27 protein-coding genes and 1 tRNA gene are annotated in these 25462 nt (G+C 45.0%); 20 read left to right on the top strand and 8 right to left on the bottom strand.

Annotated elements, in window-relative coordinates; translation table 11 throughout:
* Window positions 1–41 precede the first annotated feature (41 nt).
* The 4 genes from fbaA to tkt form a co-directional block, all read right to left on the bottom strand.
* The gene (gene fbaA / locus AB4623_RS18380) at window positions 42–1118 is read right to left on the bottom strand and encodes a class II fructose-bisphosphate aldolase (protein WP_010435694.1); all 1077 of its coding nucleotides are present in this window, start codon (window positions 1116–1118) and stop codon (window positions 42–44) included.
* Window positions 1119–1273: 155 nt separating this feature from the next.
* A complete protein-coding gene (locus AB4623_RS18375) occupies window positions 1274–2437 on the bottom strand; it encodes a phosphoglycerate kinase (RefSeq protein ID WP_017059064.1) in 1164 nt (387 codons plus the stop codon).
* A gap of 166 nt (window positions 2438–2603) precedes the next feature.
* Window positions 2604–3653, bottom strand: a complete 1050-nt coding sequence (gene epd / locus AB4623_RS18370; protein WP_017066020.1) for an erythrose-4-phosphate dehydrogenase — start codon at window positions 3651–3653, stop codon at window positions 2604–2606.
* Between the two features lie 211 nt (window positions 3654–3864).
* The gene (tkt, locus tag AB4623_RS18365; RefSeq protein WP_372147114.1) at window positions 3865–5859 is read right to left on the bottom strand and encodes a transketolase; all 1995 of its coding nucleotides are present in this window, start codon (window positions 5857–5859) and stop codon (window positions 3865–3867) included.
* Between the two features lie 357 nt (window positions 5860–6216).
* Here tkt and metK point away from each other — a divergent pair, with 357 nt between their 5' ends.
* The 9 genes from metK to AB4623_RS18320 all read left to right on the top strand — a co-directional run bounded on the left by metK (window position 6217) and on the right by AB4623_RS18320 (window position 13246).
* Window positions 6217–7371 carry a methionine adenosyltransferase gene (gene metK, locus AB4623_RS18360; protein ID WP_017062234.1) on the top strand — a complete coding sequence of 385 codons (1155 nt, stop codon included), beginning with the start codon at window positions 6217–6219 and terminating at the stop codon, window positions 7369–7371.
* Window positions 7372–7739: 368 nt separating this feature from the next.
* On the top strand, window positions 7740–8537 hold the full coding sequence (locus AB4623_RS18355; RefSeq protein WP_017067802.1) for a DUF2189 domain-containing protein: 798 nt from the start codon (window positions 7740–7742) through the stop codon (window positions 8535–8537).
* 80 nt (window positions 8538–8617) lie between these two features.
* A complete protein-coding gene (locus tag AB4623_RS18350; protein ID WP_017067801.1) occupies window positions 8618–9118 on the top strand; it encodes a SprT family zinc-dependent metalloprotease in 501 nt (166 codons plus the stop codon).
* Window positions 9119–9269: 151 nt separating this feature from the next.
* Window positions 9270–10001: an endonuclease gene (locus AB4623_RS18345; protein ID WP_102333138.1), complete on the top strand. Its 732-nt coding sequence runs from the start codon at window positions 9270–9272 to the stop codon at window positions 9999–10001.
* A gap of 153 nt (window positions 10002–10154) precedes the next feature.
* Window positions 10155–10886, top strand: a complete 732-nt coding sequence (gene rsmE / locus AB4623_RS18340; RefSeq protein WP_065584115.1) for a 16S rRNA (uracil(1498)-N(3))-methyltransferase — start codon at window positions 10155–10157, stop codon at window positions 10884–10886.
* A gap of 9 nt (window positions 10887–10895) precedes the next feature.
* The gene (gene gshB, locus AB4623_RS18335; protein ID WP_004735482.1) at window positions 10896–11846 is read left to right on the top strand and encodes a glutathione synthase; all 951 of its coding nucleotides are present in this window, start codon (window positions 10896–10898) and stop codon (window positions 11844–11846) included.
* A gap of 116 nt (window positions 11847–11962) precedes the next feature.
* Window positions 11963–12526 carry a YqgE/AlgH family protein gene (locus AB4623_RS18330; protein ID WP_102333139.1) on the top strand — a complete coding sequence of 188 codons (564 nt, stop codon included), beginning with the start codon at window positions 11963–11965 and terminating at the stop codon, window positions 12524–12526.
* Window positions 12527–12586: 60 nt separating this feature from the next.
* Complete coding sequence (gene ruvX / locus AB4623_RS18325) at window positions 12587–13009, top strand: Holliday junction resolvase RuvX (RefSeq protein ID WP_017062240.1); 423 nt, start codon at window positions 12587–12589, stop codon at window positions 13007–13009.
* Between the two features lie 99 nt (window positions 13010–13108).
* On the top strand, window positions 13109–13246 hold the full coding sequence (locus AB4623_RS18320) for a hypothetical protein (protein ID WP_170791814.1): 138 nt from the start codon (window positions 13109–13111) through the stop codon (window positions 13244–13246).
* Between the two features lie 74 nt (window positions 13247–13320).
* Here the strand turns inward: AB4623_RS18320 and AB4623_RS18315 are convergent, their stop codons facing one another.
* On the bottom strand, window positions 13321–14430 hold the full coding sequence (locus tag AB4623_RS18315) for a PilT/PilU family type 4a pilus ATPase (RefSeq protein WP_017062241.1): 1110 nt from the start codon (window positions 14428–14430) through the stop codon (window positions 13321–13323).
* A 14-nt stretch (window positions 14431–14444) separates the two neighbouring features.
* Complete coding sequence (locus AB4623_RS18310) at window positions 14445–15482, bottom strand: type IV pilus twitching motility protein PilT (protein WP_017062242.1); 1038 nt, start codon at window positions 15480–15482, stop codon at window positions 14445–14447.
* Window positions 15483–15508: 26 nt separating this feature from the next.
* Between AB4623_RS18310 and AB4623_RS18305 the strand changes: the two genes are divergently transcribed.
* From AB4623_RS18305 to hemW, 7 genes are all read left to right on the top strand, one after another.
* Window positions 15509–16213, top strand: coding sequence for a YggS family pyridoxal phosphate-dependent enzyme (locus tag AB4623_RS18305; protein WP_017062243.1), 705 nt, complete (start codon window positions 15509–15511; stop codon window positions 16211–16213).
* 78 nt (window positions 16214–16291) lie between these two features.
* A complete protein-coding gene (gene proC / locus AB4623_RS18300) occupies window positions 16292–17110 on the top strand; it encodes a pyrroline-5-carboxylate reductase (protein WP_372147112.1) in 819 nt (272 codons plus the stop codon).
* Between the two features lie 76 nt (window positions 17111–17186).
* Window positions 17187–17744 carry a YggT family protein gene (locus tag AB4623_RS18295; protein ID WP_017067798.1) on the top strand — a complete coding sequence of 186 codons (558 nt, stop codon included), beginning with the start codon at window positions 17187–17189 and terminating at the stop codon, window positions 17742–17744.
* Window positions 17745–17773: 29 nt separating this feature from the next.
* Window positions 17774–18064, top strand: coding sequence for a DUF167 family protein YggU (gene yggU, locus AB4623_RS18290; RefSeq protein WP_009847703.1), 291 nt, complete (start codon window positions 17774–17776; stop codon window positions 18062–18064).
* A gap of 28 nt (window positions 18065–18092) precedes the next feature.
* A complete protein-coding gene (locus tag AB4623_RS18285; protein ID WP_048605845.1) occupies window positions 18093–18524 on the top strand; it encodes a DUF4426 domain-containing protein in 432 nt (143 codons plus the stop codon).
* Window positions 18525–18572: 48 nt separating this feature from the next.
* A complete protein-coding gene (locus AB4623_RS18280) occupies window positions 18573–19172 on the top strand; it encodes an XTP/dITP diphosphatase (protein WP_017062247.1) in 600 nt (199 codons plus the stop codon).
* Window positions 19172–20359, top strand: a complete 1188-nt coding sequence (gene hemW / locus AB4623_RS18275; RefSeq protein WP_371721233.1) for a radical SAM family heme chaperone HemW — start codon at window positions 19172–19174, stop codon at window positions 20357–20359. Before AB4623_RS18280 ends, hemW begins: the two co-directional genes overlap by 1 nt.
* Before the next feature lie 124 nt (window positions 20360–20483).
* Here hemW and glsB read toward each other — a convergent pair whose 3' ends face one another.
* On the bottom strand, window positions 20484–21404 hold the full coding sequence (gene glsB / locus AB4623_RS18270; protein ID WP_017062249.1) for a glutaminase B: 921 nt from the start codon (window positions 21402–21404) through the stop codon (window positions 20484–20486).
* A gap of 349 nt (window positions 21405–21753) precedes the next feature.
* A complete protein-coding gene (trmB, locus tag AB4623_RS18265) occupies window positions 21754–22473 on the bottom strand; it encodes a tRNA (guanosine(46)-N7)-methyltransferase TrmB (RefSeq protein WP_017062250.1) in 720 nt (239 codons plus the stop codon).
* 165 nt (window positions 22474–22638) lie between these two features.
* On the opposite strand from trmB, the gene mutY reads away from it, so the two are divergent.
* The 4 genes from mutY (at window position 22639) to AB4623_RS18245 (ending at window position 25383) form a co-directional block, all read left to right on the top strand.
* Complete coding sequence (mutY, locus tag AB4623_RS18260) at window positions 22639–23700, top strand: A/G-specific adenine glycosylase (protein ID WP_065584120.1); 1062 nt, start codon at window positions 22639–22641, stop codon at window positions 23698–23700.
* Between the two features lie 28 nt (window positions 23701–23728).
* On the top strand, window positions 23729–24001 hold the full coding sequence (locus tag AB4623_RS18255; protein ID WP_010435637.1) for an oxidative damage protection protein: 273 nt from the start codon (window positions 23729–23731) through the stop codon (window positions 23999–24001).
* Window positions 24002–24070: 69 nt separating this feature from the next.
* Window positions 24071–25204 carry a membrane-bound lytic murein transglycosylase MltC gene (gene mltC, locus AB4623_RS18250; RefSeq protein WP_017063191.1) on the top strand — a complete coding sequence of 378 codons (1134 nt, stop codon included), beginning with the start codon at window positions 24071–24073 and terminating at the stop codon, window positions 25202–25204.
* A gap of 103 nt (window positions 25205–25307) precedes the next feature.
* Window positions 25308–25383: transfer RNA gene (locus AB4623_RS18245), tRNA-Phe, on the top strand.
* The last annotated feature ends 79 nt before the right edge of the window (window positions 25384–25462 follow it).

The following is a 25462-nucleotide window of genomic DNA, read 5'->3' as shown; positions in this document are numbered from 1 at the left end:
GAGCGGGTTTTTAAAACTTAAAGAGTACTTAATTCAAAGAATTATAGTACGTCTACAGCGTTAAGGTCAGCAAATGCTTTCTCTAGACGAGCAACCATTGAAGCTTGACCAGCACGTAGCCATACGCGTGGATCGTAGTACTTCTTGTTTGGAGCAGCTTCGCCAGTTGGGTTGCCGATTTGACCTTGTAGGAAATCGAAGTTGTCAGCAGAGTACTGACGGATACCGTCCCAAGTTGCCCACTGTGTATCAGTATCGATGTTCATTTTGATAACACCGTAGCCGATAGACTCTTGGATTTCTGCTTCAGAAGAACCAGAACCACCGTGGAATACGAAGTTTAGAGCGTTAGGTGCGATACCGAACTTCTCTGCACAGTATGCTTGAGAGTCACGTAGGATAGTTGGAGTAAGTACAACGTTACCAGCTTGGTAAACACCGTGTACGTTACCGAAAGATGCAGCGATAGTGAAACGTGGGCTAACAGCCATTAGTTTCTCGTAAGCGTATGCTACGTCTTCTGGAGAAGTGTAAAGCTCAGATGCGTCCATATCAGAGTTATCAACGCCGTCTTCTTCACCACCAGTACAACCAAGTTCGATCTCGATTGTCATGTTCATTTTAGCCATGCGCTCTAGGTACTTAGCACATGTTTCGATGTTCTCTTCTAGAGACTCTTCAGAAAGGTCTAGCATGTGAGAAGAGAATAGAGGCTTACCAGTTTGTGCGAAGAACTCTTCACCAGCGTCTAGTAGACCGTCGATCCATGGAAGAAGTTTCTTAGCAGCGTGGTCAGTGTGCAGGATAACTGGAACACCGTAAGCTTCAGCTACAGCGTGTACGTATTTTGCACCAGCTACAGCGCCAAGAACTTGTGCGCCTTGACCTTCAAGTTTAACGCCTTTACCTGCGAAGAATGCAGCGCCGCCGTTAGAGAACTGAACAACTACTGGAGCTTTAACTTTAGCAGCTGCTTCTAGTACTGCGTTTACAGAGTCAGTACCAACAACGTTTACAGCAGGAAGAGCAAATTTGTTTTCTTTTGCTACTTCAAATACTTTCTGTACGTCATCGCCAGAAATCACACCAGGTTTTACAAAATCGAAGATCTTAGACATGGAAATAGTCCTATTTATTCTATCGTTTTAAGATTAAAAAACTTAAGTTTAAAAACTTGCAATCGTTTGCTCACAACTTATGCCATTCTAGCAAAAAAGTGTGATATGCAGCAAACGTTAAAAGGCGAGATTCACATCTCGCCTTTCTAAATCAATTATGCTTTAGCACGCTCTTCAAGCATTGCTACTGCAGGAAGTACTTTACCTTCAACGAATTCAAGGAAAGCGCCACCGCCAGTAGAGATGTAAGAAACGTCAGCTTTGATACCGAACTTATCGATAGCTGCTAGCGTGTCACCACCACCTGCTACAGAGAAACCTGCAGACTCAGCGATTGCTTTAGAGATACCAGCTGTACCCGCTTCGAAGTTCTTGAATTCGAATACGCCTACAGGGCCGTTCCAAAGGATTGTTTTCGCGTTGCCGATGATTTCAGCTAGTGCCGCAGTTGAATCTGGACCAAGGTCGAAGATCATGTCGTCGTCTTGAACTTCAGAAACGTGCTTGATTTCAGCTTCTGCGTTTTCGTCGAATGCTTTAGCACATGCAACGTCAGTTGCTACTGGGATAGCACACTCTTTCATTAGCTTTTGAGCCGTTTCAACTAGGTCAGCTTCGTATAGAGACTTACCTACGTTGTGGCCTTCAGCAGCGATGAATGTGTTCGCGATACCACCACCAACAACAAGCTGGTCAGCAATTTTAGAAAGAGATTCTAGAACTGTTAGTTTAGTAGAAACCTTAGAACCACCAACGATAGCCACTAGTGGGCGAGCTGGGTTGTCCATTGCTTTACCAAGCGCTTCAAGCTCAGCAGCTAGAAGAGGGCCAGCACATGCTACAGGAGCGTAAGTACCAACACCGTGTGTAGAAGCTTGAGCACGGTGAGCTGTACCGAATGCATCCATTACGAAAATGTCACATAGTGCAGCGTATTGCTTAGAAAGCGCTTCTTCGTTCTTCTTTTCGCCTTTGTTAAAGCGAACGTTTTCAAGAACAACAAGTTCACCAGCGTTTAGCTCTAGGCCGTTTACGTAATCTTTAGCTAGTTTAACTTCGCAGTCTAGTGCGTCGTTTAGGTAGTTAACTACAGGAGCTAGAGAGAACTCTTCGTTGTATTCGCCTTCAGTAGGACGACCAAGGTGAGAAGTAACCATTACCTTTGCGCCAGCTTCTAGGCAAAGTTTGATAGTTGGTAGAGATGCAAGGATACGTGCATCTGAAGTTACTTTACCGTCTTTTACTGGTACGTTTAGGTCAGCACGGATAAATACGCGTTTACCTGCAAGTTCCAGGTCAGTCATCTTGATCACAGACATGATTTGTCCTCTCAAATTTAAATAAATATAAAGTTTTGGAAACTCAGCAACCCTGCTAAGCCTATAAATTATTCAACTGGTAATTCTTTCACTACCAATAATATGTGGACTCTTAGTATTTATTTCAAGCTAAAAAATAAATAATCCGCACATTTGCTTCTAGGTCTTACTTCTTGCCTTCAGAAGCTTGCATTGCAAGAACCGTATCCAGCATTCGGTTCGCAAAGCCCCATTCATTGTCACACCACACTAGCATTTTAACTAAGTGGCCGTTGCTCACTCGAGTTTGTGAACCATCAACGATTGCGCTATGGGGATCGTGATTAAAGTCGATGGAAACGAGCGGCGCTTCAGTATAGTCAACTATATTGTGTAATGTACACTGGGATGCATTAACAATGGTTTGATTTACGTCATTAACTTTCACATTTGCATTAATTGTGACACTTAAATCCATCGCTGTTACGTTTACCGTCGGCACACGCACAGATATAGCTTCAAATTTGTTGGAAAATTTCGGGAAGATTCTTTCAATACCTTTATGCAACTTGGTATCGACAGGAATGATCGATTGGCTTGCCGCTCGAGTACGACGCAAATCGCTGTGGTACGCATCGATAACTTGTTGATCATTCATTGAAGAGTGAATAGTTGTAATAGTACCGGACTCAATGCCAAAGGCGTCATCAAGAACCTTAATGATAGGAACAATACAGTTGGTGGTGCATGAACCATTGGAAACGATTCGGTGGCCCGCTTCAATGGTATCGTGATTCACACCATAGATAATGGTGTTATCGAGGTCATTGGCACCAGGGTGAGAAAACAGTACCTTTTTTGCCCCAGCAGCAATGTGCGCTAGGCCGTCATCTCGGCAACCATAAACACCGGTACAGTCGAGAACAATATCCACTTCTAGGTCACGCCAAGGCAACAGCTCAATATCAGCAAGATGTAAGATACGAATGGTATCGAACTCACCTTTATCTTCCGCACCAATGCCGTGATGGACATAGATGTGCTCTTGATCGTTGGAGATTTTCTTGCCGAAGCGGCCGTGACTAGTGTCGTACTGCAATAGATGAGCCATAGCGTCAGGCTGAGCAAGCTCATTAACAGCTACTACTTTGATTTGTTGGCTTTTGCCACTTTCATAGACAGCGCGTAATACATTACGCCCTATTCTTCCAAATCCGTTTATCGCGACTTTTAGCATATTTCCGTACATCTAACCAAAATTTCGTGCAACAGATGATAACTGAATCCTACCCAAAAGGCATTACTTGAATAACCCCGTTTAGTTAGGACAGGTTAATCTGTTGCTTGTAGAGATAAGCCTAGAAGAAACAAATCCCAGATACAAAAAACCGAGCTCAGCGCTCGGTTTTTCCTTCATTTAACTGTTAGCACAGGCCATCAGTCAATGATTAAGCAAGAAGCTCTTTCGCTGTGTTTACTACGTTTTCAGTAGTGAAACCGAACATCTTGAATAGCTCACCTGCTGGTGCAGATTCGCCGAACGTTGTCATACCGATGATCTTGCCACCGAAGCCAACGTATTTGTACCAGAAGTCAGCGATGCCAGCTTCTACTGCGATACGCGCTGTAACATCAGATGGAAGTACAGACTCACGGTATTCAGCGTCTTGCTTGTCGAATGCGTCAGTTGCAGGCATAGATACTACGCGTACAGCTTTACCTTCAGCGGTTAGTTGTGCAGCAGCTTCAACTGCAAGCTCAACTTCAGAACCAGTTGCAATGATGATTAGCTCTGGCTTGCCTTCACAATCTTTCAGGATGTAACCACCCTTAGCGATGTTAGCAACTTGCTCAGCATTACGATCTTGTTGTGCAAGGTTTTGACGAGAGAAGATAAGTGCAGAAGGACCATCTTTACGCTCAATAGCCAGTTTCCAAGCCACTGCAGATTCAACTTGGTCACATGGACGCCATGTGCTCATGTTTGGAGTCAGACGTAGAGAAGCGATCTGCTCAACCGGTTGGTGAGTAGGGCCATCTTCGCCTAAGCCGATAGAATCGTGCGTGTAAACTTGGATGTTCTGAACTTTCATCAGAGCAGCCATACGCATTGCGTTACGCGCGTATTCCATGAACATTAGGAACGTTGCGCCGTATGGCACGAAACCACCGTGCAGAGCGATACCGTTCATGATAGCCGTCATACCGAATTCACGTACACCGTAATGGATGTAGTTGCCAGAAAAGTCAGTTGCTTCAAGAGACTTAGAACCAGACCACATAGTCAGGTTAGAAGGCGCAAGGTCAGCAGAGCCGCCCATGAATTCTGGAAGCATTTGACCAAACGCTTCTAGTGCGTTTTGAGATGCTTTACGTGAAGCGATGTTTGCTGGGTTAGCTTGAAGATCAGCAATGATTGCGTTTGCTTTCTCTTCCCACTCAGCGGGTAGCTCGCCGTTAGTACGACGTTTGAATTCAGCTGCTAGCTCTGGGTAAGCCGCTGCGTATGCGTCAAACTTCGCGTTCCACGCTGCTTCTTTCGCTGCGCCTGCTTCTTTCGCATTCCACTCAGCTGCGATATCTGCTGGGATTTCGAAAGGACCGTGTTCCCAACCCAATGCTGCTTTAGTTGCTGTGATTTCATCAGCGCCTAGTGGAGCACCGTGACAGTCATGCGTACCCGCTTTGTTTGGAGAACCAAAACCGATGATAGTTTTAGTACAGATAAGCGTTGGACGAGGATCCGCTTTAGCCGCTTCAATCGCTGCGTTGATAGCATCAGAGTCGTGACCATCTACTGCTGGGATTACGTGCCAACCGTATGCTTCAAAACGCTTAGGTGTATCGTCAGAGAACCAACCTTCAACTTCACCATCGATAGAGATGCCGTTGTCATCCCAGAAAGCAACCAGCTTACCAAGACCTAGCGTACCTGCTAGAGAACATGCTTCGTGAGAGATACCTTCCATCAGACAGCCATCACCCATGAATGCATAAGTGTAGTGGTCTACGATGTCGTGGCCTTCTTTGTTGAACTGTGCCGCCAGTGCTTTCTCAGCCATTGCCATACCAACAGCGTTAGTGATGCCTTGACCTAGAGGACCAGTCGTTGTTTCGATACCAGGAGCGTAACCGTACTCAGGGTGACCTGGAGTCTTAGAGTGCAGTTGACGGAAGTTTTTAAGATCTTCAATTGAAAGCTCGTAACCTGCTAGGTGAAGCAGAGAGTAAATCAGCATTGAGCCGTGGCCGTTAGACAGGATAAAACGGTCGCGGTCAGCCCATTCTGGGTTTGCTGGGTTGTGGTTCAAGTGGCCACGCCAAAGAACCTCAGCGATGTCAGCCATGCCCATAGGTGCGCCTGGGTGGCCTGAATTTGCTTGTTGAACACCGTCCATGCTAAGTGCGCGGATTGCATTGGCTAGATCTTTACGAGAAGGCATGTCTGCTCCTGGATACATAAGCGATTTAAAAAAGAGATAATTGCTAAAGTTTTCATTTTTATTAGCGCGGGTATTCTCTCAAACGACTATTGCGACTGCAAACGTTTTACTGGCATTTTAACGGTCATTTTTCGCAATTTTCGAACATTTACATCACTTGGCAGTGGCTTATCTCGATCGATACGCAAACGATTAGTTATGACATATCATAAAAAAGAGCTTGTAATTCGACCGCTGGAATTTAGAATAGCCGTCTAGATGTAGAAACACCTACAAAATATACTGTATTTAATGGCGGCGCTTCCTAGCTTGCGACGCCATAAACTATTTACACCAAAAACTAAAAGTGGAGCTCTCATGGCTAAGCACCTATTCACTTCTGAATCTGTTTCAGAAGGCCATCCAGATAAAATTGCAGACCAAATCTCTGATGCTGTTCTTGATGCCATCTTGGAACAAGATCCAAAAGCACGTGTTGCTTGTGAGACTTACGTTAAAACCGGCATGGTTATGGTTGGCGGTGAAGTAACAACGTCTGCATGGGTTGATATCGAAGAAATCACTCGTGAAACAGTACGTGAAATTGGTTACGTTCATTCTGACATGGGCTTTGACGCTGACTCTTGTGCTGTTTTAAACACAATTGGTAAGCAGTCTCCAGACATCAACCAAGGTGTTGATAAAGAAGACCCTAAAGAGCAAGGCGCAGGCGACCAAGGCATCATGTTTGGTTACGCGACTAACGAAACTCCTATCCTAATGCCAGCTCCAATTACTTACTCTCACCTTCTTGTTAAGAAGCAAGCTGAAGTACGTAAGAGCGGTAAGCTTGACTTCCTTCGCCCAGATGCGAAATCTCAAGTTACTTTCCAATACGACCAAGGTAAGATCGTTGGTATCGATGCTGTTGTTCTTTCTACTCAACACTGTGATTCAGTAACAACGCCTGACCTACGCGAAGCAGTAATGGAAGAAATCATCAAGCCAGTACTTCCTGCTGAGTGGATCAACAAAGATACTAACTTCTTCATCAACCCAACAGGCCGTTTCGTAATCGGTGGCCCAATGGGTGACTGTGGTTTAACTGGTCGTAAGATCATCGTTGATACCTACGGCGGCGCAGCTCGTCACGGTGGCGGTGCATTCTCAGGTAAAGATCCATCAAAAGTTGACCGTTCTGCAGCTTACGCAGCACGTTACGTTGCGAAAAATATCGTTGCTGCTGGTATGGCTGACCGTTGTGAGATTCAACTGTCTTACGCTATCGGTGTTGCTGATCCAACATCTATCATGGTTGAAACGTTCGGTACTGAGAAAGTAGCACACGAAATCATCATTGAAGCTGTTCGTCAAAACTTCGACCTACGTCCATACGGCCTTCAAGAGATGCTGAACCTTCTTCAGCCTATCTACAAGCAAACTGCTGCATACGGTCACTTCGGTCGTGAAGAGTTCCCTTGGGAAGCGACTGACAAAGCAGCAATCCTTGCGGACTTCGCTGGCCTAAAATAATTTAGCCACTGCGATGTGTTCCTTTAAAGCCCTTACTGCTTAGTAAGGGCTTTATTTTTATGTACTTACCGAACTTTCACTCACAATACCCTTCCCTAACGCCCTTCTTTACCGTTAACCACTTAGTATAAAAAGCCGCTGATAATTTGTGTTTTCTAGCACTACTGACAATAGTTAAGGTAACTCCTAGGCGATCAAGCTCACATTTAACTTAAATTAATTCAGTCTGATAACGCTCGTTAAATGCACGCTAGAACAATAACTGGGATGACAAAGAGCAATTTAGCTCAACACCATAACTCTCACACAAGCCACATCGATGAGCCTTATGGAATTATAACTAGGACGTTATTTAACTAGGGGGATCTATGCCTCGTACCGCGCACCCATCCGAACTGAACGATAAAAAACACAAGGTCAGCGATAAGGATTACGCTCGCACCATTCCTTGCAACCAAATCAGTATTTCCGCACCCTTTCATTGGTTGTCGCTTGCTCTGCATGACTTAGTAAGAATGCCATTAATCAGCGCATTTTACGGATTGTGCTTTATGGGAGCGGCAATTGCGATTGTTCAACTTGTCCAATGGCAAGGAACACACTTAGTCGTGATGCCAAGCCTGATCGTGTACATGCTGATAGGGCCGTTTCTTGCCCTAGGCTTGTATGACGCAGCTTGGGAAAGAGAAAAAGGCCATAACGCCAGCCTACTGCACTCAATGAAAGCCATCACTCGCAACTCGACCCACCAATGGGCCTTTGCGATTGTGTTGATGGTTGCGATGATATTCTGGATGCGTATCGCTGCGTTATTGCACGCGCTCTACCCTTCAGTGCAAGGCGCACCATTGGCTGAGTTCGCTCCCTTCTTAATTACGGGTTCTGTGATTGGTTTTGTCATCGCAAGCCTCATATTTAGCATCTCAGCATTTTCAATTCCGTTAATGATGGAGAGACGCGTTGATGTGATGAGTGCGATTTTCACTAGCTTTAATGCCGTGAAATCGAACATTCCTGCAATGGTGGTTTGGGCAAGTATTATTTGTGCCGGTATTCTGGTGGGTTTTGCCACCTACGGCATCGGAATGATCGTCACCATGCCGCTACTTGGTTATGGTACATGGCACGCTTATCACGAGATCATTAAGAAAAAACATCACGTGTAAAGCATCGCTAGATCAAAAAGCAATGTTATGATGAGGCCTTGGCTTAAACGCTGAGGTCTTTTATTTGGAGTTAACAACGTTTGTCTTACACCCCGCAACAACATCGAGCAAATAAGAAATTGGCCGAGTGCCTAGCTATCGCAAATCAACATTTCTCTCGTGAATTTCCACACCCAACTATCACCTTCAAGTTAAGAGGTAAAGCAGCGGGAAAGGCCTACCTTCAGCTCAACGAAATTAAGCTCAACCACGTACTATTTTCTGAAAATGAAGACGCCTTCATCAACGAAGTTGTGCCGCATGAGCTCGCACACCTAATCACGCATCAGGTTTTCGGACGTGTTAGGCCTCACGGAAACGAGTGGAAATACGTGATGGAAAAGGTATTCAACGTTCCAGCCAAAACAACTCACAGCTTTGAAATAGCTTCAGTTCAAGGGAAAACCTTTGAATATCGATGTGAGTGCACCACTTACCCATTATCAATCAGACGACACAATAAAGTGCTTCGAAATCAATCGACCTATCGCTGCCAGCTGTGCAATCAAACCTTATCCTTCACAGGCACACAGCTCAGCTAAAGTCCTAGACTCGCACCTATTCGATTTGGTAACCCCATCCTTTTTATTTCAGAAAGCAACACTCGATTAAGTTGATGATAGAAATGTAATGGAGAAACTCATCCTTTGAGTGCTAGACTGATGTTTATCATACTTTTATCAGTCTTTTTCTATGCAAAAACTCACCATCAAAGCATTTGGCCTACCTGTGTCTTTTTACTTATCAATAGTATTTGGCCTACTGGTAACCCAAAGCGTTTTCGCCGCACCACCGAGCTCATTCTCCAAAGCAAAAAGAGAAGCGGTGAAGATTTATCTCGACCACCCGACTTCATTTTATTGTGGTTGTGACATTACATGGAAGGACAAAAAGAAAGGGATTCCCGACCTTGACGGCTGTGGTTATCAAGTCCGAAAACAACAAAAGCGAGCGAGTCGAATTGAGTGGGAACACGTGGTTCCAGCTTGGCAATTCGGCCACCAGCGTCAGTGCTGGCAAGATGGCGGGCGCAAGAACTGCACTCGCAATGACAAAGTATTCAAGTCCATGGAAGCCGATCTCCACAACCTAACGCCAGCTATCGGTGAAGTAAATGGTGACCGTTCGAACTACAACTTCAGCCAGTGGAATGGAATGGATGGCGTGAGCTATGGTCAGTGCGAAATGCAGGTCAACTTCAAGCAGCGTAAAGTTATGCCGCCAGACAGAGCAAAAGGCTCTATCGCGCGTACTTACCTTTACATGAGCCAAGAGTATGGTTTCAAACTATCTAAGCAACAAACCAACCTAATGATGGCGTGGAACAAGCAATTTCCTGTCGACAAGTGGGAATGTACTCGTGATGAGCGAATCTATGCCATCCAAGGTAATCACAACCCATTTGTTTACCCTGCTTGTAAATAACGTCGCTCGTACAATCAACATTCCTAACTATCTCAAACAAGAGTTTCAGAATTGCCCCTGAAACTCTTGCTCTACCCTTGTTTTTTCAACTAAAAGCATCCATGTTAGGCAGAGACAAAATACCCAAATGAACATATTTATAGGTTTACCAGCATGAGAATCCCTCGTATTCATCACCCAGAACGCATTCATCAGTTAGGTTCACTCGCTTTAGGCGAAGATGCCGCGGGTCATGTTGGTCGTGTCCTTCGCATGAAAGAAGACCAAGAAGTCCTTCTATTTGATGGCAGTGGCGCTGAATTCCCTGCGACGATAGCCGAAGTATCAAAGAAAAATGTCACCGTTAATGTTTCTGAACGCATCGAACGCAGCAGCGAATCTCCGTTAGACTTACATTTAGGCCAAGTGATTTCACGTGGCGACAAAATGGAGTTCACGATTCAGAAATCGGTTGAGCTTGGTGTGAACACCATTACCCCTTTAATTTCAGAGCGCTGTGGCGTTAAGCTTGATACAAAACGCTTCGAGAAAAAACTCGCACAGTGGCAAAAGATTGCTATCGCGGCGTGTGAACAGTGTGGCCGCAATACGGTTCCAGTCATTCGCCCTATCATGCAACTTGAAGAGTGGTGTAGCGAACCGAGTGAAGCATTAAAGCTGAACTTACATCCTCGTGCAAAATACTCAATTAATACCCTTCCAGAACCTATCAGTAAGGTACGCCTATTGATCGGCCCTGAAGGTGGCTTGTCGGCTGAAGAAATCGGCATGACAGAACAATACAAATTTGAAGAGACGCTACTCGGCCCACGTGTACTTCGTACCGAAACAGCAGCTCTAACCGCAATTACTGCCTTACAAGTCCGTTTTGGCGATCTAGGCTAGGAGAAAAAAATGATCAAACTTGGCATCGTAATGGATCCAATTTCATCCATTAACATCAAAAAAGACTCTAGCTTTGCCATGATGCTTGAAGCTCAGCGTCGTGGTTACGAAATCCATTACATGGAAATGGATGATCTACATTTAGATCAAGGCGTAGCCATTGCTGACACTAAGGTTGTTGAACTAAAAGAAGATCCAAACGGTTGGTACGAGTTCAAATCAGAACAGACTATCGCGCTATCCGATTTAGATGCGGTACTAATGCGTAAAGATCCTCCGTTTGATACTGAGTACATCTACGCAACTTACATTCTTGAGCGTGCTGAAGAGAACGGCGCACTGATCGTCAACAAACCACAAAGCCTACGTGACTGTAACGAGAAGTTGTTCACGGCATGGTTCCCTGAACTGACACCGACCACCATCGTGACTCGTAAAGCTGAAAAAATTAAAGCGTTCCGAGAAGAACACGGCGACGTGATTCTAAAACCACTTGATGGCATGGGCGGCGCGTCTATCTTCCGTGTGAAAGAAGGCGATCCAAACGTATCAGTTATTATTGAAACCTTGACCAACCACGGTCAGAACTACGCAATGGCACAAACTTTTGTTCCAGACATCAGCAATGGTGATAAGCGTATTCTTGTGGTTGACGGTGAGCCAATGCCTTACTGTCTAGCGCGTATTCCTGCAAAAGGGGAAACTCGAGGTAACCTTGCTGCTGGCGGTACAGGTGAAGCTCGTCCTCTAAGTGAAACAGACTGGGCTATCGCAAGAGCAGTTGCTCCAGCACTGAAAGAGAAAGGCTTAATCTTTGTTGGGCTTGATGTTATCGGCGACAAGCTGACTGAAATTAACGTGACTAGCCCTACTTGTATCCGTGAAATTGAAGCCGCTTTTGATATTTCAGTTACAGGTAAATTAATGGATGCAATTGAGCGTCGCGTTAACGCTAAATAGCCTAAACTAAAGAAAGCCTTAGCTATTCGAAAACACAGAAATATCTAGGCAAAGAACAATGAGCGGCTTTACGCCGCTCTTTTTCCTTTACTGGGAACACACTGGCAGGAGGCTCTATGAATTTAACGAACCACTTTCTGGTTGCTATGCCCGGAATGAAAGACCCATACTTTCAAAATTCGGTGATTTACCTTTGTGAGCACAATGACGAAGGCGCGATGGGTTTGATGATCAACGCCCCTATTGATGTCACTGTCGGTAGCATGCTTAAGCAAGTTGAGGTTGATTCTGATCAGCCAAAACCCAACCAAGCAAGTCTTGATAAGCCTGTATTGAATGGTGGACCGGTCGCAGAAGACCGTGGATTTATTTTGCACAAACCTAAAGGCAGCTATCAATCCAGCATCAACATGACAGATCAAATCTCGGTGACGACTTCAAAAGATATCTTGATGGTGTTGGGCACAGAAGATGAGCCGATGAATTATTTAGTCGCACTTGGGTATGCAGGATGGGAACCGGGACAACTGGAAACCGAACTGACCGAGAACTCATGGTTAACCGTTGAAGCCGATCCGAAGGTCATCTTCGATACACCGATTTCTGACCGCTGGAAAGTCGCCGTGCAGATGTTAGGAATAAATGCGGCTCAGCTTTCAGCAGACGCTGGCCACGCCTAGTTCAAATCAGCTAAATAAAATAAACAGACACTCTCAAACACAGATAAATTTGGAAACCCCATGTCACGAACAATTATGGCATTTGACTACGGTACAAAAAGTATCGGCAGTGCGATAGGACAAGAAATCACGGGCACCGCAAGCCCTCTAAAAGCTTTTAAAGCCAAAGATGGCATCCCAAATTGGGACGATATCGAAAAACAAATTAAGGAGTGGCAGCCGAACCTGATTGTAGTCGGCCTTCCTACCGACCTTCATGGTAAAGACTTAGCAACCATTACACCTAGAGCGAAGAAGTTCGCTAACCGCCTTAAAGGACGATTTGGTGTCGATGTTGAACTACATGATGAAAGACTCTCGACCACAGAAGCAAGAGCCGACCTTTTTGAAATGGGCGGCTATAAAGCGCTAAGCAAAGGCAATGTCGATAACCAGTCTGCAGTCGTCATTTTAGAGAGCTGGTTTGAAGCACAATATTCATAACGAAAATTAAGAGCTCAAAGATTAAACTCCTTTGTGATCCTATAATGATATTACGACGTAATGTCGAAGCAATTCATTATTAGGTAAGTGGGAGTTCACATGAAAATTTTTCTAGCAATCTTCGTAGCTCTAGCAATATCAGCATGCAGTTCGACAAGCTCCAATAATGCAGGTTATATGAATCATACTTCGACTGACGCAGACGTAATCAGCGAGCCTAAGAACAAGAAGCGTTGATAATACAGACGCAGTCGAACGATGAATATGATGAACGCCTGATTTTAACCTAGAATCAAATCAGGCGTTTTTTATCACCCCATATCTATCTTCACACCAGCCAACGCCCCAGTTCCGTAGTCGTCATCACCACGTCTAGTTTTGAGCATTAAGCGCAAGTCATTAGCAGAATCGGCACTGTGGAACGCATCCTCTTCGCTGATCTTGCCTGCTATCACTAAATCATACAAAGCTTGGTCAAAGGTCTGCATACCTATCTCTTTCGATTTAGCCATGGTTGCTTTCAGTTCGTGTAGTTCACCACGACGAATCAAGTCAGAAACACGAGGGCTATTCAGCAGAATCTCGAATACACCATGACGCCCGCTGCCATTCTTGTCGCGAATGAGTTGCTGAGCGACGACACCACGCAGGTTCATCGATAGGTCAAACAAGAACTGTTCTTTCTGCTCTTTCGGCACCAAATGAAGAATACGCTCTAGCGCTTGGTTAGCGTTATTGGCGTGCAAGGTTGCCATACACAAGTGACCCGTTTCAGCAAAGGTCATCGCGTATTCCATGGTCTCACGGCTACGGATTTCGCCAATCAAGATCATGTCTGGTGCTTGGCGTAGCGAGTTCTTAAGCGCGACTTCGTAACTCTCGGTGTCGAGCCCGACCTCACGCTGCGTCACGATGCACTTTTTATGTTCGTGCACAAATTCAATAGGGTCTTCAACCGTCAAGATATGTCCCGAGCGATTGGTGTTGCGATAGCCTGTCATTGCAGCCATTGAGGTCGATTTACCAGAGCCTGTCGCACCAACCACCAGCACAAGTCCGCGCTTAGCTATTGATAGGTCCTGTAGTACATCAGGAAGCTTTAGTTGCTCAAAGGTTGGGATGTTAGTCTCGATACGTCGAATGACCGCTCCAGGTAGCTCTCGCTGAAAGAATGCACTGACACGAAAACGACCAAAGTCACGCACAATCGCAAAATTAGCCTCACGCGTTTGCTGATATTCATCACGTCGGTCTTGTTCCATCATCGCATCAAGTAATTGAGCAACTTGAGCCGCATTCAGCTTCTCTCCTTGGGGGCGTAATTCACCATCCACACGAAAAAGGATTGGCGCATCAACCGTGATATAAAGATCCGATGCCTTTTGAGAAAGCATTCCCTCAAGGATTTGATTCAATTCCATTGTGTCCACCTTGATTAAAACATTGAGGTTTCAATTTCGATCTTTTTCTCGACCTCTTCCGAATCAACCAAGCCCTGCGCCATCAGCTGCTTCGCATTTTGTTCCATGGTCTGCATGCCGTGCGCTGCGCCCGTTTGAATGATCGAGTACATCTGAGCGACCTTATCTTCACGAATCAAGTTTCTGATCGCCGGTGTTGCCATCATGATTTCATGACACGCCACACGACCACCACCAACACGCTTTAGCAGCTTCTGGGCTATCACCGAGCGCAGTGATTCAGACAACATCGAACGAACCATATCTTTATCGCTACCTGGGAACACATCGATAATACGGTCGATCGTTTTAGCCGCAGAACTGGTGTGCAGAGTACCAAAGACCAAGTGACCCGTTTCTGCTGCGGTTAACGCTAAGCTAATCGTCTCTTGGTCACGAAGTTCACCAACCAGAATCACGTCTGGGTCTTCACGTAAGGCACTGCGCAGTGCCGCTTTAAAACTGTGAGTATCACGGTGAACTTCACGCTGGTTGACTAGGCATTTATTATTGGTGTGAACGAATTCAATCGGGTCTTCAATCGTCAGAATATGCTTATTGTGGTTGCGATTTACGTAATCAACCATCGCCGCAAGAGTCGTTGATTTACCAGAGCCAGTTGGACCAGTGACGAGCACTAACCCTTTTTCGTAGTTAGCAATCCTTTCGAAGATCTCAGGTGCACCTAACTGATCTAAAGTCGGGATTTCGACAGGGATAGTTCGAAAGACAGCTGAGCAGCCACGGGCTTGGTTAAACGCATTAACACGAAAGCGACCAACATTGGGTAATTCAAAAGAGAAGTCGACTTCCAGTTTTTCTTCAAACTCGCCGCGTTGTGAATCGCTCATGATCTCAAAAACCAAACGATGCACATCAGCATGACTCAAAGCTGGGATTCCAAGCTTCCTTACTTCACCATCTATACGTACCATTGGAGATACACCCGCAGAAAGATGTAGATCTGACGCGTTATGCTTTACACTAAAATCTAGTAACTCAGTGATATCCATTTATTTTCCCTTAAGTAAAGTCAGCTATGAGTAGTATTCAACAAAATATAGAACAAATCACCTCACAGATTCGTAGTGCTGAGCAAAAGTGCGGACGAGCTCCAGAGTCCGTGCAACTTTTAGCCGTCAGCAAAACTAAACCTATTGATGCGATTCTAGAAGCCGCACTCGGAGGCCAAGTTGCCTTTGGTGAAAACTATGTTCAAGAAGGTGTAGATAAAGTAAAACACTTTTCAGAACAACATTCTAACCTAAATTTAGAGTGGCATTTTATTGGTCCAATTCAATCCAATAAAACCCGCCCAATCGCGGAAAGCTTTCAATGGGTGCATTCCGTCGATCGCGATAAGATCGCACAAAGGCTTAATGATCAACGACCAAGCGAACTTCCACCTTTGCAAGTGTTGATTCAGGTAAACACCAGTGGTGAAGAGTCCAAATCTGGAACCTCAGAAGAGACAGTTTTTGCACTCGCGGAGTTGATTTCATCGCTCCCCAACCTCACCTTAAGAGGATTGATGTCGATTCCTGCAAACGTATCTGACTATCAATCTCAGCTTAATGCATTTTCTCAACTGGCAGAGCTTAAAGACAAGCTAGCCGCGAAGTATTCAGACATTGATACCCTTTCGATGGGGATGAGTGGTGATATGGATGCAGCAGTTGAGGCTGGCAGCACCATGGTTCGTATTGGAACAGCTATTTTCGGCGCTCGTGATTACGCGAAATAGCCGTAGTAAGTAACGACAAGTACAAGTATTGATACCGCTTCGCCTTATCCGCGCAGCGACACGCTCAGGATTTTATATATGGTACATAAGAACATCGCCTTTATTGGGGCGGGAAACATGGTTCGCTCAATTGTAGCTGGCTTAGTTGCTAGTGGTTACCCAGCGCAAAAGATTACTGCGACAGCACCTTCAGAAACCAGAAGGCTGCCGTTAGAACAAGAATACGGCATCAATACCACCAGCGATAATATTGCAGCAGCAGAGCAAGCAGACGTTGTTGTGTTATCCGTGAAGCCACAAATGATGGCTGATGTATGTAAACCCTTACAAGATATCGACTTCAGCAACAAACTGGTTATCTCAATTGCCGCGGGTATTAATGCGAATCGACTTAATGAGATGTTAAACTGCCAACTGAACCTTGTTCGTGTGATGCCAAACACGCCATCACTGCTTGGTAAAGGGATGAGTGGTCTTTATGCCGATGCAACTGTCAGCCAAGATGATAAAGACTTTACTTCTCAGCTGATGCAAGCTGTTGGTGAAGTAAGTTGGGTTGAACAAGAGTCTGGAATCAACAACATCATTGCGGCGGCGGGTAGCGCTCCGGCTTACTTCTTCCTGTTTATGGAAGCGATGCAAGCTGAAGCAATCAAGCAAGGTTTTGACCAAGAAACCGCTCGTAAGCTAGTGCAGCAGTCTGCATTAGGCGCGGCAGAGATGGTGGTAGCAAACCCTGATACTGAATTATCAACACTGCGTGAACAAGTGACATCAAAAGGCGGTACGACCGCAGAAGCACTGCGCACGTTTAACGAACATCAACTATCAGACATCGTAGCAAAAGCCATGCAAGCGGCGGTTGCTCGAGCTGAAGAGATGGAAAAACTGTTTTAGTACCAATCAAGGTAAACAAGCATTTTGCCGCTCTGGTTATATCTAAGCGGCAAGTAAATCCGAAAAAGGAAACAATATGAACTCGATGAGCTTTCTGATCTCGACCGTTTTTGATCTTTACATCATGGTTGTGATCTTGCGTATCTGGCTACAAGCATCACGTGCAGATTTCTACAACCCATTCTCACAATTCATCGTAAAAGCGACACAGCCGGTTGTTGCCCCGCTACGCCGAGTGATTCCATCAATCGGCAGCCTTGATCTGGCAACCGTTGTTTTCGCTTATGTGCTGTGTGTACTTAAGTTCGTTGCTCTAAACCTGATTATCTCTGGCGGCGCTGCCGTTTTCGATATTAGCTTCCTAATTTTTGGTGCACTGTCTCTGCTCAAAGCGGCTGGTGGTTTGATCTTCTGGGTTCTACTTATCCGTGCAATCCTAAGCTGGGTAAGCCAAGGTCGTAGTCCAATCGAGTACGTATTCCATCAACTGACTGAACCAATGCTAGTGCCTATCCGCCGTATCCTTCCGGACATGGGTGGTTTCGACCTAAGCGTACTGGTTCTGTTCATTGTTCTGCAATTTGCGAACTTCCTAATGGGCGACATGATTGGCCCTATTTGGTATCAGCTATAATTCAAGTACAAACATCAGGTACTTTGACGATGCCAAAAGCGGTTTGGGCCGAGGAAGACGATATTCTTCTTAGGCTCTATATCCAACCCAAGGCAAGCCGCGATAAAATCGTTGGCTTACACGGAGAGGAACTGAAAATTGCCATTACTGCACCACCGGTTGATGGCAAAGCCAATGCCCATTTAGCGAAATACCTTGCGAAACAGTTTAAGGTCGCAAAAGGGCAAATTAAGATAGAAAAGGGAGAACTCGGTAGGCACAAGCAAGTTCGAATATGCTCGCCAAGCCAAATCCCAACTGAAGTCAAAGCCATCCTATGATGGCTTTTTGCTATTTATTGGAGTCATTATGCGTTTATGGATAACAGCACTACTCACCGCTCTTGTTGCCTTACCGAGCTCAGCAGGACAATTTAAGAACATTAAGGATGTCGAGGTTCATTACTCGGCTTTTAATTCCACGTTCTTAACTGCGCAAGTCGCTAAGCAATACAAACTTAAGCGAAATGGATACTCAGCAATCCTCAACATCAGCGTGTTAGACAAGGCTTCTCTAGGCAAGCCTGCGACAACGGCTAAAATTACCGGAACAGCGAAGAACCTCGTTGGAAACACCCGTACTTTGAAGTTTCGAGAAATCAAAGAAGGCGATGCGATTTATTACCTTGCTGAGTTCCCCGTAACTCACGAAGAAAACATCACCTTCGACATCGATGTGAACGCAGGCCTAAAAGGCACTGGTCCACTGCGTTTCACACAGAAATTCTATATAGAAGAGTAAGCTCAAACCTTACTTTTCATTTATTAACTTATTTAGAGCTACATTCCCATGAGTAAGATTGTTTTAGCAACAGGCAACCAAGGTAAAGTTCGCGAGATGGCAGATATTCTGTCTGAGTTTGGTTTTGACGTTGTCGCGCAAAGTGAATTTAACGTTTCAGAAGTCGCTGAAACAGGAACGACTTTCATTGAAAATGCCATCATCAAAGCTCGCCATGCAGCGAAAGAAACAGGGCTGCCAGCCATTGCTGACGACTCAGGTTTAGAGGTTGATTACTTAAATGGTGCGCCAGGTATCTATTCAGCGCGTTACTCAGGTGAAGGGGCAACCGATAAGCAGAACATCAAAAAACTATTAGATGCGATGCAAGGTGTCGAAACTGAAAAGCGTACTGCGCGTTTCCACTGTGTGTTGGTGCTAATGCGTCACGAGAATGATCCAACACCTCTAGTGTGTCACGGTAAATGGGAAGGTCGTATTCTTACTGAAGAACACGGTGAGAATGGCTTTGGCTACGATCCTGTGTTCTTTGTACCAGAAGATAACTGCGCCTCAGCAGAGCTTGAATCTTCGCGTAAGAAGCAACTATCACACCGTGGTAAAGCGCTTGCGTCACTATTCAAGACTCTCAAGGAGCAAGCTCTGTAATGCACAATGCAGCGCTAATACCACCCGCACTTAGCCTCTATGTACACATCCCATGGTGTGTACAAAAGTGTCCGTATTGTGATTTTAACTCTCACGCTCTGAAAGCCGAGATCCCTGAAAAAGAGTACATCGATGCACTGCTTGAAGATCTCGATACTGATATCGAAAAATATCAGCTCAATGGTATGCCTCGCCCACTGCATTCGATCTTTATTGGTGGCGGTACCCCAAGCCTGTTTTCTCCTGAAGGAATTGGCCGATTGTTACAAGGCATTGAACAGCGCATCCCGTTCAAACCTGAAATAGAAATCACCATGGAAGCCAACCCGGGAACTATCGAAGCTGAGCGTTTTGCAGGTTACCAAAAGGCAGGCATTACTCGAATCTCGGTGGGTGTGCAAAGTTTTGAGCAAGAGAAACTGGAAAGACTTGGGCGTATTCATGGTCAAGATGAAGCGGTAAATGCTGCTCATTTAGCGCATAAGATTGGATTGAATAGTTTCAATTTAGACTTAATGCACGGCTTACCCGAACAGAGTATTGAACAAGCGTTGGCTGATTTGGATAAAGCGATAGAACTCGACCCTCCGCACTTATCTTGGTATCAGCTAACAATAGAACCTAACACCATGTTCTATTACAAAACACCAACGCTGCCTGATGATGATGACCTTTGGGATATCTTCGACCTAGGCCATAAGAAGCTCGCAGACGCAGGGTATGTGCAGTACGAAATTTCAGGCTACAGCAAGCCGGGATATCAGTGCCAACATAACCTCAACTACTGGCGCTTTGGTGACTATCTAGGTATTGGCTGTGGCTCTCATGGCAAGCTGAGCTTTACAGATGGACGCATTGTTCGTACCACTAAGGTTAAGCACCCTAGAGGCTATCTAGCTGCGTACCAAAACATGGTAAAACCTTATCTATCAGATGAATTTGAAGTGCCGAATGAAGACCGCCCTTTTGAATTTTTCATGAACCGCTTTAGGTTAATGGAAGCATGTCCAAAGCAGGATTTCATTGATACGACAGGGCTTGGTTTTGACTCGATTCAAAAAACGATTGAATGGGCAAAAGAGCTAGGCTGCTTGAAGGAAACCGACACTCACTGGCAGATCACTGAAAAAGGAAAGCTGTTTCTCAATGATCTGTTAGAAGCCTTTATGGCAGAAGAAGACGAGTAGTTCGAGATTCGAGATTCGAGAAGCATTGCGTAAGGGTTGGCTTTAGGGTCAACCCTTTTTGTTTTATAGCCCTCTCTCGGAGCGAAGCGTTCTATAGGACAACGTCCGTGCTCGAATCTTTCTCTTAGAAAATAGAACGACCAATTCGCTCTGAAAGCAACTCTAGAGCCTTAGTACCTGCGAGCGAGTTGCCAGAAGGATCAAGCTCTGGAGACCACACCGCAATCGTCATTTCGCCAGGAACGATAGCAATAATACCGCCACCAACGCCCGATTTTCCTGGCATACCAACACGGTAGGCAAACTCACCAGCCCCATCGTACAAGCCACACGTCGCAAGCAAAGCATTCAACTGCTTGGTTTGAACTGGCGTGATGATCTCTTTCTTGGTTTGAACCGACACGCCTTTGTTTGCTAAATAGCTAAAGGTTTTTGCCAAATCCACACACGTCATTTTAAGCGCACAAGCGTGGAAGTAGTTATTCAGAACTGGGATAACATCATTCTCAAAATTACCAAATGAACGCATCAAATAAGCAATGGCAGCATTACGATCGCTGTGCATCATTTCTGAAGCCGCTACCACCTTGTCATACACAATATGAGTATCACCCGATAACTGACGCACAAACTCTAACAAGCGGTGCCTAGGCGCAGACAAGCGGCTTTGTAGTAGGTCTGCAACGACAATTGCCCCCGCATTGATGAACGGGTTGCGGGGAATACCATACTCCATCTCAAGCTGAATCATCGAGTTAAAGGCTTGACCAGAAGGCTCTTTGCCTACTCTTTGCCAAATCTCTTCAGGCTTATATAGCACCATAGCTAGCGTCAGGCTCAAGGCTTTAGAAATAGATTGCACAGAAAATGCTTCTTCAGCATCGCCTGCTTTAATCACCTCACCTTCATTGGTGTATACCGCGATCGCCAGTTTCTGGTTCGATACGCGAGCCAGTGCAGGGATATAATCAGCGACCTTTCCCTGTCCAATTAAAGGACGAACTTCGTCTAAGATCTCGGCCAAAATAGCTTGAGTTGGTTTCATGTGCGCTTACTTCTATATTGTTATTTTTGTAGGGGTGTAACATATACCAATCGTAGTAAATAACTGCTCACTCTAGCTTGTTAAAATGCTCGATAACTGCGTTAGAATTTTTGATTGTAGAGTAACTACTTATCGAAAAATGCTGCCTTGTTCTCAAGCCTTTTTCCTACGCTATTTCTGATCACTTACTTACTGTGATTGGTATTACTTTCTGTCGTTAAGCCTTTACTGAAATAAAAGCCTAAGGACAAAAAAGCCAACATTACAATAATGTTGGCTTTAATCAATCCCATAAAGTGTAGGGGTTAAACCCTAAGTCGGATTACCCTTCACTTAATTTGATTCGAAGTTACTTAGTACGCTTGAACTTAATGTCCCAAACACCATGACCTAAACGGTGGCCACGAGCTTCAAACTTAGTTAGCGGGCGCTCATCCGGACGAGGGATGTAATCACCATCTTCAGCGATGTTTTCGAAGCCTGGAGCTACGTTCATCACTTCAATCATATGTTCTGCGTAGTTTTCCCAGTCTGTTGCCATGTGGAAAACACCAGTATCAAGTTGAAGCTTGCCGCGAACCATCTCTGCAAACTCAGCCTTAACGATACGACGTTTATGGTGACGAGCTTTGTGCCATGGGTCAGGGAAGAACAGTTGCAGAGTATGCAGGCTGCTATCTGGGATCATGTGTTCAAATACTTCTACAGCATCGTGACACATTACACGCAGGTTAGTTACGCCAGCATCGCGAGCTGTACCTAAACACGCACCAACACCCGGGCTATGAACTTCAATACCTAAGAAGTTTTTCTCAGGTGCGTTCTTTGCCATTTCAACCAGTGATGCACCCATACCGAAGCCAATCTCTAGTACAACCGGGTTATCGTTGCCAAATACTTCTTTCCAGTTAAGAAGCTCTGGGTTGTAGTCGATACCCATTGTTGGCCAACATTCATTCATCGCGTTCTCTTGGCCTTTTGTTAAGCGGCCTTCGCGGCGAACAAAGCTACGGATCTTACGAACCAGTTTGCCGTCTTCAGTATATTCGTTAGTGGTCACTTCACTCATTGATTTTTGCCTGCACATTGATTAATCAAAGCGGGGATTATCCAAAGAATTGCCTCCGGTGCAAGTCTTTCCGTGGATAAATTCCCACACAATTTGTCTGTTTTACATCCAACGTTAAGTGTGGTGCAATTTCGCTTCTAATAATAGCAAAGCATAGAGCATGTCGTGACTCCTTTCGCAACCGCCATATTAAAGTGGTATGACGCCTACGGGCGTAAAGAATTGCCTTGGCAACAAAACAAAACCGCCTACACCGTTTGGCTATCTGAAATCATGCTTCAGCAGACTCAGGTTGCTACGGTGATTCCATACTACCAACGCTTCTTAGAACGCTTTCCAACGGTTATCGACCTAGCGAACGCCGAACAAGATGAGGTACTCCACTTATGGACAGGGCTTGGTTATTACGCACGAGCTCGCAATCTACATAAAGCAGCCAAGATCGTTGCTGAGCAATATGGTGGTGAATTTCCGCTGTCTATCGAAGAGATGAACGCGCTACCGGGGATTGGTCGCTCAACAGCAGCAGCCGTCTTATCATCGGTTCATAAACTTCCTCATGCGATTCTTGATGGCAATGTAAAACGAACGCTTGCGAGAAGTTTTGCCGTTGAAGGTTGGCCGGGGCAAAAGAAAGTCGAAAACCAGCTTTGGGAACACGCCGAAGCACATACTCCGAACAAAGATGTCGATAAGTACAACCAAGCAATGATGGACATGGGTGCCATGGTTTGTACCCGTAGCAAGCCTAAGTGCACCTTGTGCCCGATTGAAAGCATGTGTGAGGCCAAGAAGCTCGATAGACAGCTCGACTTCCCTGGCAAAAAGCCTAAGAAAGAAAAGCCAGTAAAAGACACATGGTTTGTGATTCTGTATCACGACAACCAAGTGTGGCTCGAACAGCGCCCTCAATCTGGTATCTGGGGCGGATTGTTTTGTTTCCCTCAAAATGAAAACGCAGAGATCGAACATCAACTAGATCTTCGTTCGATCAAAGACACTCAAACCAATTCGATCAAGACCATGATTGCGTTTAGACACACTTTCAGCCACTACCACTTAGATATCACGCCAGTATTAGTGAAATTAGATAAACAACCAGATTTGATAATGGAAGGGGCTAAAGGTCTCTGGTATAACTTATCAAAACCGGAAGAAATTGGCCTAGCCGCTCCTGTAAAGCAGCTTATTGAGAGCCTACCCTTTGAACTGAACGACGACGTTTGAATCAACGAACGCGATAAGAGGAACCACTATGAGCCGCACTGTATTTTGTGCTCGCCTTCAAAAAGATGCTGAAGGCCTAGATTTTCAACTTTACCCAGGTGACTTAGGTAAGCGTATCTTTGACAACGTGTCTAAAGAAGCTTGGGGACAATGGCAAAGCAAGCAAACTATGCTTATCAATGAAAAGAAGCTAAACATGATGGATCCTGAGCATCGTAAACTTCTTGAAACTGAGATGGTTAACTTCCTTTTTGAAGGTAAAGATGTCGTAATTGATGGCTATACTCCACCAAGCGAATAAGACATTTATTTAAGCAATTTTTAATGACATCATGGTTAACGCTGCGATGTCATTTTTGTATGAGGAACTATGAAAAAGCTAAGTTACTTCCTAACAGCCATGTTATTAACTGGCTGCAGCCGTGAATTTGTCGAAAGCATTTATGATGTCAATTACGAGCCAACCAACCGGTTTGTGAAGAATTTAGCTGAGCTACCCGGACAATTTGAAAAAGATACCGGGGCGCTAGATTCATTAATAGATAGCTTTTCAGGCAACATTCAAAAACGTTGGGGTAGCAGTGAAATCAAGATAGCAGGTAAGAGTAACTATGTGAAATACATAGATAATTACTTAAGTCGTTCAGAAGTGAATTTTAGCCAAGGCCTGATAACGGTGGAAACGGTTTCCTCTACCGAACCGAAAAAACACCTCAAAAATGCGATCATGACGACCCTTTTGACGCCAGATGATCCGGCGCATGTCGATCTATTCTCTTCTAAAAGCATCAAGCTAGAAGGCAAACCTTTCCTCTATAATCAGGTCGTAGACCAAGAAAAAAAGCCCATTCAATGGACTTGGCGAGCGAACCAGTTTGCGGATTACCTGATCGCGAATAACCTAAAAACCAAAGAAGTCGACTTTAAAAAAGCCTACTACGTTGAAATCCCAATGGTGGCCGACCACGCTAGCCAGCGTAGTTATCAATATGCCGACATCGTTCGACGAGCGTCTCAGCGTTATGACATCCCTGAAGATTTAATCTACGCTATCATCAAGACAGAGAGTAGCTTCAACCCGTACGCCGTAAGCTGGGCTAATGCTTATGGTCTTATGCAGGTGGTACCTAAAACCGCTGGTCGAGATGTATTTGAACACGTCAAAAAGAAACCTGGTGAACCAAGCCCTGAGTACTTATTCAATCCAGAAAACAACATTGATGCTGGCACCGCATACTTTTACATCCTTAAAAATCGTTATTTGAAAGACGTAAAAAACCCATTAACGCTTGAATACAGTATGATTTCAGCCTATAACGGCGGTACTGGTGGCGTACTCAATACCTTCAGTAAGGACAGAAAGCGAGCAATGCAAGACTTAAACTCGCTGCAACCGAGCCAAGCCTACTGGGCGCTTACCAAGAAGCATCCAAATAAAGAGTCGCGCCGATACCTCGAAAAAGTAACGCAATTCAAAAAAGAATTTAACCAAGGTAAAACATAACCCTCACTTTTGAATAAAAAAACAACGAACGAACGGTTTTTTTAGTTATTTTCAAAAAAGGAGTTGACGGTTATGCAGAAAATCCGTTTAATAGCGCTCCGTTGCCCGGATAGCTCAGTCGGTAGAGCAGAGGATTGAAAATCCTCGTGTCGGTGGTTCGATTCCGCCTCCGGGCACCACAATTTGATTTGTTGGTGTCAACACTCTTTAACAGGGAGTAACAACACGGACAAAAGCATAAAGAATTTAGTGTGCCGA

The sequence above is a fragment of the Vibrio sp. 10N.222.52.C12 genome, from assembly GCF_041474215.1.
Classification (GTDB): domain Bacteria; phylum Pseudomonadota; class Gammaproteobacteria; order Enterobacterales; family Vibrionaceae; genus Vibrio; species Vibrio crassostreae_C.
This window is presented reverse-complemented; position numbering and strand designations above follow the sequence as displayed.